Genomic DNA, 13609 nt, shown 5'->3' on the forward strand with positions numbered 1-13609 from the left:
CGCAGATTATCCTCGGATCGCCCAGAAGGCCAGGTTCAAGCCCGGGAACTGCCCGGCGATGTGGAAGGCGAAACCGCCGGAATTGCTCAACTGCTGCCAGTGCTCGCTGCCGCGGTCCAGCTCGTAATAGGTGCTGCCCGCGTGATAGGGCAATTGGCGTGGCGCCACCGGCAATGGCAGCAGGCCGATGCCCGGCAATTGCAGGTTGACCATGTCGCGGATGTGCTCCACCGCGCCGACTTTGCTCTGCTGGCCGAAGCGCGCGCGCAGGGTTTCGCCGGGCACGTCGGCGCGTACCACGAGGATGAAACTGGCGCTGTCGAGCAGGGTCTTGTCGGCCAGCATCGCCACATGGATACCGTAGGCTTTCTCCACAATCGGAATCGGCGTGGCCTTGCTGTCGATCAGCATCGACAGCGCCTCACGCAGGGCGGCCATGACCGGGGTGAAGCTCAGGGCCAGGTCGTCGTGCTGGTACTGCGGGTATTCCTGAGGGCGGCGGCCAGAGGTGGAGAATGTCGAAAACTCACCGGCCAGGCTCACCAGCTCACTGAAGAAACGCTCCGGGTGCAACGGACTCAACTGGCTCACATGCTGGATCAGCGGCTGGGCGCGGTTGACCAATTGCAGCAGCATGAAGTCGGCAATCTCCGAAGCGCCACCGGCACCCGACGCAACCACGCGGCCAGCCAGGGCTTCGCCACGCTGGTGCAGCAGGCCGAGCAGTTCGCTGCGAAAGGCCGTCAGCGGTTTGCTCGCAGCTACATCCAGCACGGGCGGAATGTACGTGTCGTCGAGCACCAGTGCGCGGTCGGCGCGCTTTTCCTTGATGCGCACCAGCCCAATGGCGGCGTAGTCGCTGATGCCGTCCTGGGCGGTCAGCAGGCGCAGGGCGCGGGAACCCACGGCCACCGGCGCGCGGTTTTCGAAGGGCGCGTTATCGTCGCGCACTTCGCGCACCTGGCTCACATAACGCGCGGCTTCCAACGCCTCGCCTTCATCCACCGTGTCACGCGCACCGGCACGCTTGAGCGGCAGGGCCAGGTACACCAGGCCGTCGCGCAGGCTGTCGTCGATGTTCAGCGGACTCGGCGCCAGATCGTCCTGGGGGATATTGAACGGCGTACCGTCAGGCAGCAGGCCACGGGCCGACACGATTGCCAGCTTGCCCTGGGCGAGCAGGCCCTGGTCGATCAGCAACTCGGAAAAACCCCAGGCACCCGCGGACAAAGGGCGGCTGCGGGCGTCGATCAGGTTTTCCAGGTAACGGTCATGCTGCTGGAAGTGCTGCGTTCCGATGAACATGCCTTCCGACCAGACCACGCGATTGTTCCAGGACATGGGGGCTCCGATTGCTTGTTATTGGGCTGGGCTGGAGGGGGTAGCCACGACGTCGGCGCGCACGGCACGCACATCGAGGCTGATCTGATATTCGCTGTATTGGCGTGGCGGCACGTTGATAACGGCGCGCCATTGCGCACGGTCCAGCTCGCGGTAGCCCACCAGCAGGCCGATCTGCCGGGTGGCCGGGTCAAGGTCGCGCTGAATGCTCAGTTGTTGGCCGGGCTGGATCACCACTTCGTCCTGGTCCAGCAGGTCCAGGCCAAGCGTGGATTGCGCACGGTCAGCCAGGGCGAAGTAGTCGGAGCGCGCGAACGTCGCGGCGTTTTTCAGCTCGAAAATACGCACCCGAACTGGCGCGGGCTGCCCGCTGGCACCAGGGTTGAGCCCGGCGATCGCGTGAAAATGCAGCTCGACGGCGGCCGTGTCCGCTTCAGCTTCAGCGGCGGTTTCGGGTTTGGTCGCGTCTTTGGCACACGCCGTCAGCAGCAGCGCGGTGGCGGCTGCAAGTAAAAACCTGGGAATCATCCTGCGTCCTCAATGACGTGTTTAGCTATCCGTTTTATCCATTACTGCGACGCGGTTCAGCGTCGCTGTCGTGCACTGTGCGCTTCGTAGGCCCGGCTGAATTCGCGGCCGAACAGGTCCTGGAAATCTTCCTGGGCCTCGCGGGAAATATTGCTGTAGAGCTCGGTGAATTGCTGCCAGTACTGGGCCTGGCGCGAGCCGTTGAAAATACTTGAGAGGCCGCCGGGCTTGCCCATGCGCTCTTCCAGCTGCGCCGGTTCAAAGCGCAGCAGCAAGTGCTTGAGCGCCGCTTCCACACCCGCCATCACGGCCAGTTGGTGCGCGCGCAGGTCGTCGAAGCTGTCACGCACGGCAGCGTCCGGCGCCATGAAGGCCTGGTTGCCGTGACGAAGCAGCAGCAGTAACGCTTCGTCGGCATTCGGGGCGAATTTCAACGGGTTGTTTTCGGCCGGGCGGATCATGGTTTGCTGCATGCGAAATTCGCCCTTGAGGCTGGCGCGGGCACGCAACACGTCGATCAGGCCTTCGACCATCAGCCGGTAGCTGCGGCCGATGTTTTCCATCTGGGCGCAGGCATCGGCCCGATCCAGACGCAACTGATCGAGGCCGGCACCGCGCAGGAAGGCTTGCAAGAGGTCGGCGTGTGGCTGGGCGTCACCGGCGGGCGGCGCGGCCGGCTCGACCACAGGCGGCGGCGCAATCACCGGCGCAGGGGGCGGCGTGGTAGGCGGCGTAACAGCGGCGAGCGGCGCGGGTGCGTCGCCAAGCAGGTCCCAGTCTTCGGGAATGACCGCACCGGGCACCGCCGGCAATTCGGCAACCGGCGCCGGCGGACGGAAGTCATGTTGCTCGGAGGGCACGTGGTCTGCCACGGTGGGCGGTGGCACGGCAGTGGGACTGAGGAAATCGAACAGGTCCGGCAAGGTCTCCATCGACGAAGCGCCATGAAACTGCGGCGCGATCATCGGAGTCGGCGCGGGCGGGCTCGCCACCGCGCCCATCAACGCCTCAAAGCTGTTCGGCGAATCACCGGCGAACGGCTGGCTGTCGACGGCCTGCACATTGAAATCGATGCGCGCCTGGATTTCGTAATCGCCGATGCGAATCAACTCGCCATCCTGCAGCGGCTCGCTGTTACCACGGCGCATCCGGATGCCGGCGTTGACCAACTCCACACCGTTGGTACTGTTGTCGGTTAAATAGTAACGGCCGTCTTTGTACTGAATAACGCAATGTTGCGAGGAGACAAGTCGTTCGGGATCGGGCAATACCCAGTCATTTTCCGAACTGCGGCCGATCGCCATCGAGCCCTGGTTCATGGACTTTTCGGCGCACTGCCCTGGGGTAATCTTGTGATAACTAGTGATAGTCAAACACAGCGACATCTTGCCTCCTTGCTGATACACCGCGCGCGGTCGAGATCAGGCTACGCTTGCCTGAATATCGGCGCCAGGTCGTCGGACCGAGCGTTTAAATCCGCATTTGCCAGCATGATCGCTGATCTTATCCGGCTTGCATGACAGAAATCCTCTGCGGGGCGCACCGTTCGACCCATCAGTCGCGCAGGTTGTTAAACACCGCACATCTGTCACAGAGGGCGAATAGCTTACCTTGACAACGCATAAGTACTACACCAAAAATGCACAACTTCTTGAACATCAGTGATGTCACGGTAGTGGCACGCTGAGACTATGACCAAGAAAACATGCAAAGTTCACCGCGCAACTAATGCATGCATTGCCCGGCATCTAACGGGCTGATAGGGAGATCGAATTCAGTGGATGTGCCGTTGCTGCTCACCGCCGTTTCCGCGACTTCGCCCTGTGGCGAAGACATGGAATATGACGCGCAATTTCTGCAATTGGAACGTGATGCCAAGGGCCAGCCCGAGCGCAGCATGGGCGATTCGATCCTGCCCGCCGAGCCGCCGGAGTGGCGCAGCATCCAGCAACAGAGCCTCGACCTGTTGCAGCGCAGCAAAGACCTGCGCATCACCCACTTTCTGCTGCAAAGCACCCTCGCCCTCCAGGGCGTGGCCGGCCTGGCCGAAGCGCTGACGCTGATCGATGCGTTGCTGCGCGATTACTGGGCCGACCTGCACCCACGCCTGGATGCCGACGACGATAACGATCCCACCGTACGCATAAACGCTCTCACCGGCCTGACCTGCGACACCAATATCCGCCTGCTGCGTGAAAGCATCCTCACGCGCTCACGCACCTTCGGCCCCGTGACGCTGCGCGCGGCGCTCAACGCCAGCGGCCTGTTAAGCTTCCCCGATGAACAACTCGGCGCCCAGCAACTCAACGCCGCGTTCCTCGACAGCGATCCGGAGCAACTGCAGGCCACCCGCGATGCGCTGATTGCGGCGCGCGCCGCCTGCGAAGCGATCGAACAACAGGTCAACGAGCAGGTCGGTTCCGCTCAGGGCGTGGACCTCAGTGCCTTGAAGCAACCGCTCAAGCAGGCCCTGCAATTGCTCAATCAAGCGGTGCCCGGCGCCGCCAGCAGCAGCGAACCCGAGGCCGTCAGTGAAGACAACGCCCCCTCGTTGGCCTACGCCGCTGCCCCCGCAGCCCCGCGTCCGGTCGGCGACATCGCCAGCCGCGACGATGTGCTGCGCAGCCTCGACAAAATCCTTGCGTATTACACCCGGCACGAGCCTTCAAGCCCGCTGCCGGTGCTGTTGAACCGAGCGAAGAATCTGGTGCATGCCGATTTCGCGGCCATCGTGCGCAATCTGATTCCCGACGGCATGTCCCAATTTGAAAACCTGCGCGGCCCTGACAGCGAGTAGGCCGCCGGACCGTGCAGTAACAACACCGTCGCTCAAGCGACCAGGAGCAGCAAACGTGGCGAAGCAAAGTTCTCAGAAATTCATCGCGCGCAACCGTGCGCCTCGAGTGCAGATCGAGTACGACGTCGAGCTTTACGGCGCCGAGAAAAAGGTCCAGCTGCCCTTCGTCATGGGCGTGATGGCCGACCTCGCCGGCAAACCTGCCGAGCCGCTGGCACCCGTGGCCGACCGCAAGTTCCTTGAAGTGGACGTCGACAACTTCGACTCGCGCCTCAAGGCCATGCAGCCACGCGTGGCGTTCCACGTACCCAATGAGCTGACCGGCGAAGGCAACCTGAGCCTGGACATCACCTTCGAAAGCATGGACGACTTCAGCCCTGCCGCCGTGGCGCGCAAGGTCGACTCGTTGAACCAGCTGCTCGAAGCCCGCACCCAGCTGGCCAACCTGCTGACCTACATGGACGGCAAGACCGGCGCTGAAGAAATCATCATGAAGGCGATCAAGGACCCGGCACTGCTCCAGGCTCTTGCCAGTGCGCCCAAGCCTGCAGGGGAGCAGTAAGCATGACTGACAATACCGTTCGCGAAGGCGCGCCCAACCTGGGCGCCACCGAAGAAACCAGCGAGTTCGCCTCGCTGTTGATGCAGGAATTCAAGCCCAAGACCGAGCGCGCCCGCGAAGCCGTGGAGACCGCCGTGCGCACCCTGGCCGAACAGGCCCTGGCGCAAACCGACCTGGTGTCCAATGACGCGATCAAATCGATCGAATCGATCATCGCCGCCATCGACGCCAAGCTCACGGCCCAGGTCAACCAGATCATCCACCATCAGGATTTCCAGCAGCTGGAAAGCGCCTGGCGTGGCCTGCACTACTTGGTCAACAACACCGAGAGCGATGAGCAACTGAAGATTCGCGTGCTCAATATCTCCAAGCCGGACTTGCACAAGACCCTGAAGAAATTCAAAGGTACGGCGTGGGACCAGAGCCCGATTTTCAAGAAAATGTACGAAGAAGAATACGGCCAGTTCGGCGGTGAACCTTACGGCTGCCTGGTAGGCGACTACTACTTCGACCAGTCGCCGCCGGATGTGGAACTGCTGGGCGAGCTGTCGAAAGTCTGCGCCGCCATGCACTCCCCGTTCATCGCTGCCGCGTCGCCAACCGTGATGGGCATGGGCTCGTGGCAAGAACTGTCGAACCCGCGCGACCTGACCAAAATCTTCACCACCCCGGAATACGCCGGCTGGCGTTCGCTGCGTGAATCGGAAGACTCGCGCTACATCGGCCTGACCATGCCGCGCTTCCTCGCGCGCCTGCCGTATGGCGCCAAAACTGACCCGGTGGAAGCCTTCGCCTTCGAAGAAAACACCGACGGCGCCGACAGCTCCAAGTACACCTGGGCCAACGCCGCATACGCGATGGCGGTGAACATCAACCGCTCGTTCAAACACTACGGCTGGTGCTCGCGCATCCGTGGCATCGAGTCCGGCGGCGAAGTGGAAAACCTGCCGGCGCACACGTTCCCTACCGATGACGGTGGCGTGGACATGAAGTGCCCGACCGAAATCGCCATCAGCGACCGCCGTGAAGCAGAGCTGGCGAAGAACGGTTTCATGCCGCTGCTGCACAAGAAAAACACCGACTTCGCCGCGTTCATCGGCGCCCAGTCGCTGCAGAAACCGGCCGAGTACGACGACCCGGACGCCACCGCCAACGCCAACCTGGCCGCGCGCCTGCCGTACCTGTTCGCCACCTGCCGTTTCGCCCACTACCTCAAGTGCATCGTGCGCGACAAGGTCGGCTCCTTCAAAGAGAAGGACGAGATGCAGCGCTGGTTGCAGGACTGGATCCTCAACTACGTCGATGGCGATCCTGCGCACTCCACCGAGACCACCAAGGCCCAGCACCCGTTGGCGGCTGCCGAAGTGATCGTGGAAGAAGTCGAAGGCAACCCGGGGTATTACAACTCCAAGTTCTACCTGCGCCCGCACTACCAGCTTGAAGGGCTGACGGTGTCGTTGCGTTTGGTATCGAAGCTGCCTTCGGCCAAGAGCGCCTAAACCTGGGTTGAACTAGCTCTCCTGTGGGAGGGGGCTTGCCCCCGATGCAGACGACGCGGTCTACCAGTCAGACCGCGTCGATTCCATCGGGGGCAAGCCCCCTCCCACACAAAAACACAGGATGCGTTACCACGCAGAGCGTGGGAACGATCACCAAATACAGTGGCTGAGTCCACACAGGGAGAAAACATGGCTGTTGATATTTTCATCAAGATCGGCGACATCAAGGGCGAGTCCATGGACAAGGCCCACAAGGACGAAATCGACGTGCTGAACTGGAGCTGGGGCATGGCCCAGTCCGGCAACATGCATGTGGGCGGTGGCGGTGGCGCGGGCAAGGTGAATATCCAGGACCTGTCGCTGACCAAATACGTCGACAAAGCGTCGCCGAACCTGATGATGCACTGCGCCAGCGGCAAGCACATCGACAAGGTCAAACTGACCGTGCGCAAGGCCGGTGGCGAAAGCCAGGTCGAGTACATGGTGATCAACCTGGAAGAAGTGCTGGTCACCTCGCTGAGCACCGGCGGTTCGGGCACCGATGACCGCCTGACCGAAAACGTCACCCTGAACTTCGCCCAGGTGATGGTCGACTACCAGCCGCAGAAAGCCGACGGCACCAAAGACGGCGGCGCGATCAAGTTTGGCTGGAACATCCGTTCCAACACCAAGCGCTGATAGCCCCTGCAGCCGTGGCCTTGCGCCACGGCTGCAGACATTTTGTCCCTCCCGCAACCCGTCCGTGGAGCTGCTTTGGTGGTAACTGAAATCGCTTCCCGCGACCGTCTGCAACCGTCCCTGCTGGACCGGCTGACCGACGACGACCCAACCAATCCCAAGGAAAGCGCCGACAAACGCGTGCTGTCCCTGACCCAATTGAAAGCCTCGGTACTGCGCGACCTGGCGTGGTTGCTCAACACCACGTCGTTGCTCGATGCCGATGCCACGCTGCACACTCCGGCCGGTACCTCGGTGGTCAATTACGGCCTGCCGGCACTGGCGGGCAACAGCGTTTCCAGTGTCGATATCAAGGCCCTGGAAGCCCTGATCTACCAGGCCATTGCCACCTTCGAGCCGCGCATCCTGCGCCACACGCTGCGAGTCAAAGCCCGTGTCGGCCAGGGCGAAATGAACCACAACGCCCTGAGTTTCGAAATCGAAGGCGACCTGTGGGCCCAGCCGGTGCCGTTGCGCCTGTTGCTGCAAACCGACCTGGACCTGGAATCCGGGCATGTGCGCGTGGTCAATGCCGACCAGCGGAGACGCCCATGAACCCGCGCCTGCTGGAGCTGTACAACCAGGAACTGCACCACGTGCGCGAAAGCGCCGCCGAGTTCGCCAAGGAATACCCGAAGATCGCCAGTCGGCTGACCCTGTCCGGCATGGACTGCGCCGACCCGTACGTCGAACGCTTGCTCGAAGGCTTTGCCTACCTCACGGCCCGCGTGCAGCTCAAGCTCGACGCCGAGTACCCGACCTTCACCCACAACCTGCTGGAAATCGCCTACCCGCACTACCTGGCACCGACGCCGTCGATGACCGTGGTGCAATTGCAGACCGACCCCGACGAAGGCTCCCTCGCCGGCGGCTTCCCGCTGCCCCGCGACACCGTACTGCGCGCCGCCCTGGGCCGCGAAACCCAGACCTGCTGCGAGTACCGCACCGCGCACCCGGTGACGCTGTGGCCGCTGCAGGTCAGCAATGCCGAGTACTTCGGCAACCCGTCCGCCGTGCTCGGCCGCCTGGCCGCCAGCGAACCGAAAGCCAAGGCCGGCCTGCGCCTGACCCTGCGCACCGGCGCCGAATTGCCGTTCAACAGCCTCGATCTGGATAACCTGCCGCTGTACCTCAGCGGTGCCGATGAGCAGCCGTTTCGCCTCTACGAACAACTGCTGGGCAACGCCTGCGCGGTGTTCGCGCGCAAGCCCGGTGGCGATTGGGTTGAGCGCCTGCCTCAGGATGCCTTGCGTTCACGCGGTTTCGACGATGCCGACGCGGCCATGCCGGTGGTGGCGCGGGCGTTCCAGGGCTATCGGTTATTGCAGGAATACTTCGCCCTGCCCCATCGATTCCTGTTCGTCGAATTCGCCGAACTGAGCCGTGCCGTCAAGCGTTGCGACGGCCAGGAGCTGGAGCTGATCGTGCTGTTCGACCGTCACGAACCCAGCCTGGAAGGCAGCGTCGGCGCGGCGCAGTTCCTGCCGTTCTGCACGCCGGCGATCAACCTGTTCCCCAAGCGCGTGGACCGAATTCACTTGTCGGATCGGGTCAACGAACACCATGTGATCGCCGACCGTACACGGCCGATGGATTTCGAGATTCACTCCCTGAGCGGCATCACCGGTCACGGCACCGGACCGGAGCAGCCGTTCTTGCCGTTTTACGCCGTGCGCGATCCCTCCCGCTATGGGCGCGACCAGGCCTATTACACGGTACGCCGTGAACCGCGCGTGCTGTCCAGCGACCAGCGGCGCAACGGCCCGCGCTCCACCTATGTGGGCAGCGAAACCTTCGTCAGCCTGGTGGACAGCCGCCAGGCGCCGTATCGGCATGACCTGCGCCAGCTCGGCGTGACGGCGCTGTGCACCAATCGTGACTTGCCGTTGTTCATGAGCGTGGGCAACGGCAAGACCGATTTCACCCTGGCCGACAGTGCCCCGGTGCTCTCTGTGCGCTGCGTCGCAGGCCCCAGCCGCCCGCGCGCCAGCCATGCCCACGATGCCAAGGCGTGGCGCCTGATCAGCCAGCTATCGCTCAATTACCTCTCCTTGAGCGAACAGGGCCAGGGTGCCGGCGCCTTGCGCGAACTGCTGCGCCTGTATGGCGACAGCAACGACGCCGCGCTGCAATTGCAGATTGAAGGCTTGCGTGAAGTCAGCAGCAAAGCCGTGACCCGACGCCTGCCGATGCCCGGCCCGATCGTGTTTGGCCGTGGCCTGGAAATCACCCTGGAATTCGATGAAAACGCGTTTCGCGGCACCGGGGTGTTTCTGCTCGGTGCGGTGCTGGAACGCTTCCTGGCACGCTACGTGTCGATCAACAGCTTTACCGAGACGGTGATCCGTACCACCGAACGCGGCGAGATCATGCGATGGAAAGCCAAGCCCGGACGGCGTCCGACCCTGTGAGTACCCTGGACGCGATGCACCAGGAGCCCTGGGAATATGACTTCTTCCAGGCGCTGCGGCGTATCGAGTGCGAATCGCCGGACCTGCCGCGCCTGGGCCATTCCCTGCGCCTGGCCGATGACCCGCTGCGCCTGGGGCAACAGGCAGACTGCACCTTCGCCCCGGCCACCCTGGCGTCGGTCGACCCCGGCGGCGACGGCAAGCCGGCGCGGCTGGAGCAATTCTTCTTCGGCCTCGGCGGCCCCAACGGCCCGTTGCCGCTGCATATCACCGAATACGTGCGCGAGCGCCAGCGCAACAACGCCGACAGCACCAGCAAGCAGTTCCTGGATGTGTTCCACCATCGCTTGCTGACCTTGTTCTACCGGGCCTGGGCCGAAGCACGGCCGACGGTCAGCCATGACCGACCGGACGATGACTACTGGTCCGCGCGCCTCGCCGCCCTGAGTGGCCGCGGGATGCCGAGCCTGCTCAATCAAGGGCTCATCCCCGATACCGCAAAGCTGCATTACAGCGGCCATCTGTCGGCGCAAACCCGCTACCCGGATGGCTTGAAGGCCATCCTCAGCGAGTACTTCGGCCTGCCGGTCGCGATCGAGGAGTACGTTGGCCAATGGCTGGAATTGCCCGAACGCAGCCGCGTCGGCGTGAGCGCCAACCGGCTGGGCGTGGATTTCTGCCTCGGCAGCCACGTGTGGGACCGCCAGCACAAATTCCGTATTCGCCTCGGCCCGCTCAAGCTCGACGACTACATGGGCATGCTGCCCGGCCATCCGCCGTTCAACGAACTGGTGGCCTGGGTGGCCGAGTACCTGGGCCATGAACTGGACTGGGACTTGAACCTGGTTTTGCAACAACCTGAAGTCCCGGCGCTGCAGCTCAACGGCCAGTTTCGCCTGGGTTTCAATACCTGGCTCGGCCAACCTGCGCATGACGCCAACGACCTAATCCTGGCCCGGCATTACGCCGACCACGCCACCACCTCAAGGAATCCAGAGCATGGGTGAAATCAGTCGCGCCGCACTGTTCGGCAAACTCAACAGCGTGGCCTACAAGGCCATCGAAGCCGCCACCGTGTTCTGCAAACTGCGGGGCAACCCGTATGTGGAACTGGCCCACTGGTTTCATCAGTTGCTGCAACTGCAGGACTCGGACCTGCACCGCATCATCCGCCAGTTCAACCTGGAACCGGCACGCGTGGCCCGTGACCTCACCGAGGCCCTGGACCGCCTGCCGCGCGGCTCGACCTCGATCACCGACCTGTCGTCCCATGTGGAGGAAGCGGTGGAACGCGGTTGGGTGTATGGCAGCCTGATGTTTGGCGAAAGCCAGGTGCGCACCGGTTACCTGGTGCTGGGCATTCTGAAAACGCCGAGCCTGCGCCATGCGCTGCTGGGCTTGTCTGCCGAGTTCGACAAGATCAAGCCCGAAGCCCTGAGCGAGCGCTTTGACGAGTACGTCGGCGACTCGCCGGAAAATGCCCTGAGCGCCAGCGACGGCTTCAATGCCGGCGTGCCAGGCGAAGCCAGCGGCGCCATGGCCCCCAGCGCGATGGGCAAGCAGGAGGCGCTCAAGCGCTTTACCGTCGACCTGACCGAACAGGCCCGCAGCGGCAAGCTTGACCCCATCGTGGGCCGCGATGAAGAGATTCGCCAACTGGTGGACATCCTCATGCGGCGCCGCCAGAACAACCCGATCCTCACCGGTGAAGCCGGGGTGGGCAAGACCGCCGTGGTCGAAGGTTTCGCCCTGCGCATCGTCGCCGGCGATGTACCACCCGCGCTCAAGGACGTGGAACTGCGCAGCCTCGACGTGGGCCTGCTGCAAGCCGGCGCCAGCATGAAAGGCGAGTTCGAACAGCGTCTGCGCCAGGTCATCGAAGACGTGCAGGCCTCGCCCAAGCCGATCATTCTGTTTATCGACGAAGCCCACACCCTGGTCGGTGCCGGTGGCGCCGCCGGCACGGGCGACGCGGCCAACCTGCTCAAGCCTGCGCTGGCCCGGGGCACCTTGCGTACCGTGGCCGCCACGACCTGGGCCGAGTACAAGAAGCACATCGAAAAAGACCCGGCCCTGACCCGCCGCTTCCAGGTGGTGCAGGTCGCCGAGCCTTCGGAAGACAAGGCACTGCTGATGATGCGCGGCGTGGCCTCGACCATGGAGAAACACCACCAGGTGCAGATCCTCGATGAAGCCCTGGAAGCCTCGGTCAAGCTGTCCCACCGCTATATTCCGGCGCGCCAGTTGCCGGACAAATCCGTGAGCCTGCTGGACACCGCCTGCGCCCGCGTCGCCATCAGCCTGCATGCCGTGCCGGCCGAAGTGGACGACAGCCGCCGCCGTATCGAGGCGCTGGAAACCGAGCTGCAAATCATCGCCCGCGAGCATGCGATCGGTATTGCGATTGGTGCGCGCCAGACCAACAGCGAAGCGCTGCTGAGCGCTGAACGTGAGCGCCTCGCCACGCTGGAAAGCCGCTGGGCGGAAGAGAAAACCCTGGTGGACGAACTGCTCGCTACCCGCGCGACGTTGCGCGAGAAAGCCGGCGCCGTAGACAGTGGCGACGACGCCTTGCGCGAGCAACTGGTCGACCTGCAGCAGCGCCTCAGCGCACTGCAAGGCGAAACCCCGCTGATCCTGCCGACCGTGGATTACCAGGCCGTGGCCTCGGTGGTCGCCGACTGGACCGGCATCCCGGTGGGCCGCATGGCACGCAATGAACTGGAGACGGTGCTCAACCTCGACCAGCACCTGAAGAAACGCATCATCGGCCAGGACCACGCCCTGCAGATGATCGCCAAGCGCATCCAGACCTCCCGCGCCGGCCTCGATAACCCGAGCAAGCCGATTGGTGTGTTCATGCTCGCCGGCACCTCGGGCGTGGGCAAGACCGAAACCGCCCTGGCCCTGGCCGAAGCCATGTACGGCGGCGAGCAGAACGTGATTACCATCAACATGAGCGAGTTCCAGGAAGCTCACACGGTGTCGACCCTCAAGGGCGCGCCACCGGGTTATATCGGCTACGGCGAAGGCGGTGTGCTGACCGAAGCGGTGCGGCGCAAACCGTACAGCGTGGTGCTGCTGGACGAGGTGGAAAAAGCCCACCCGGACGTGCATGAAATCTTCTTCCAGGTGTTCGACAAGGGCGTGATGGAAGACGGCGAAGGCCGGGTGATCGACTTCAAGAACACGTTGATCCTGCTGACCACCAACGCCGGTACCGAGCTGATTTCCCGTGTCTGCAAGGACCCGGCAAACATCCCCGCGCCCGAGGAAATCGCCAAGGCCCTGCGCCAGCCGCTGCTGGAAATTTTCCCGCCGGCATTGCTCGGCCGTCTGGTGACGATTCCGTATTACCCGCTGAGCGACGAGATGCTCAAGGCCATCACTCGCCTGCAACTGAACCGCATCAAAAAGCGCGTGGAAAACACCCACAAGGTCGCCTTCGATTACGACGACGCGGTGGTCGACCTGATCGTCTCGCGCTGCACCGAAACCGAAAGCGGCGGGCGCATGATCGACACCCTCCTCACCAACAGCCTGCTGCCGGACATGAGCCGTGAATTCCTCACGCGCATGCTCGAAGGCAAGGCGCTGGCGGGGGTGCGGATCAGCAGTCGGGATAATGAGCTGCACTACCAGTTTGGCTGACGGAATGCGGTTAAAACTGTGGGAGGGGGCTTGCCCCCGATGGCGGCGAATCAGTCACCTGATGCATCAACTGACACACCGCTATCGGGGGCAAGCCCCCTCC

The 13609-nt window shown here is 63.4% G+C and carries 11 protein-coding genes; 8 read left to right on the forward strand and 3 right to left on the reverse strand.

Annotated elements, in window-relative coordinates:
* Window positions 1-6: 6 nt before the first annotated feature.
* From tssK to tagH, 3 genes are read right to left on the reverse strand one after another with little or no spacing between them, the layout of a single operon-like run.
* Window positions 7-1341 carry a type VI secretion system baseplate subunit TssK gene (tssK, locus tag BOP93_RS26585; protein WP_065893988.1) on the reverse strand — a complete coding sequence of 445 codons (1335 nt, stop codon included), beginning with the start codon at window positions 1339-1341 and terminating at the stop codon, window positions 7-9.
* Window positions 1342-1359: 18 nt separating this feature from the next.
* Complete coding sequence (tssJ, locus tag BOP93_RS26590) at window positions 1360-1869, reverse strand: type VI secretion system lipoprotein TssJ (RefSeq protein WP_065934110.1); 510 nt, start codon at window positions 1867-1869, stop codon at window positions 1360-1362.
* A 56-nt stretch (window positions 1870-1925) separates the two neighbouring features.
* Window positions 1926-3254, reverse strand: coding sequence for a type VI secretion system-associated FHA domain protein TagH (gene tagH / locus BOP93_RS26595; protein WP_104505155.1), 1329 nt, complete (start codon window positions 3252-3254; stop codon window positions 1926-1928).
* A gap of 392 nt (window positions 3255-3646) precedes the next feature.
* Between tagH and tssA the strand changes: the two genes are divergently transcribed.
* The 8 genes from tssA to tssH all read left to right on the forward strand — a co-directional run bounded on the left by tssA (window position 3647) and on the right by tssH (window position 13506).
* On the forward strand, window positions 3647-4666 hold the full coding sequence (tssA, locus tag BOP93_RS26600) for a type VI secretion system protein TssA (RefSeq protein ID WP_104505156.1): 1020 nt from the start codon (window positions 3647-3649) through the stop codon (window positions 4664-4666).
* A 55-nt stretch (window positions 4667-4721) separates the two neighbouring features.
* Window positions 4722-5228: a type VI secretion system contractile sheath small subunit gene (gene tssB, locus BOP93_RS26605; protein ID WP_003195557.1), complete on the forward strand. Its 507-nt coding sequence runs from the start codon at window positions 4722-4724 to the stop codon at window positions 5226-5228.
* Between the two features lie 2 nt (window positions 5229-5230).
* Window positions 5231-6727 (forward strand): type VI secretion system contractile sheath large subunit, encoded by a 1497-nt coding sequence (gene tssC / locus BOP93_RS26610; protein WP_104505157.1) that lies wholly within the window; start codon window positions 5231-5233, stop codon window positions 6725-6727.
* A 189-nt stretch (window positions 6728-6916) separates the two neighbouring features.
* Complete coding sequence (locus tag BOP93_RS26615; protein ID WP_005792512.1) at window positions 6917-7405, forward strand: Hcp family type VI secretion system effector; 489 nt, start codon at window positions 6917-6919, stop codon at window positions 7403-7405.
* A 78-nt stretch (window positions 7406-7483) separates the two neighbouring features.
* On the forward strand, window positions 7484-7999 hold the full coding sequence (tssE, locus tag BOP93_RS26620) for a type VI secretion system baseplate subunit TssE (RefSeq protein ID WP_042945974.1): 516 nt from the start codon (window positions 7484-7486) through the stop codon (window positions 7997-7999).
* Window positions 7996-9855, forward strand: coding sequence for a type VI secretion system baseplate subunit TssF (gene tssF, locus BOP93_RS26625; RefSeq protein ID WP_065933705.1), 1860 nt, complete (start codon window positions 7996-7998; stop codon window positions 9853-9855). The genes tssE and tssF overlap by 4 nt, the downstream gene beginning before the upstream one ends.
* Complete coding sequence (tssG, locus tag BOP93_RS26630) at window positions 9819-10862, forward strand: type VI secretion system baseplate subunit TssG (protein ID WP_065883763.1); 1044 nt, start codon at window positions 9819-9821, stop codon at window positions 10860-10862. The genes tssF and tssG overlap by 37 nt, the downstream gene beginning before the upstream one ends.
* Window positions 10855-13506, forward strand: a complete 2652-nt coding sequence (gene tssH / locus BOP93_RS26635) for a type VI secretion system ATPase TssH (protein WP_065883766.1) — start codon at window positions 10855-10857, stop codon at window positions 13504-13506. Before tssG ends, tssH begins: the two co-directional genes overlap by 8 nt.
* Window positions 13507-13609 lie beyond the last annotated feature (103 nt).

The sequence above is a fragment of the Pseudomonas orientalis genome, from assembly GCF_002934065.1.
Taxonomy (GTDB): Bacteria; Pseudomonadota; Gammaproteobacteria; order Pseudomonadales; family Pseudomonadaceae; genus Aquipseudomonas; species Aquipseudomonas orientalis_A.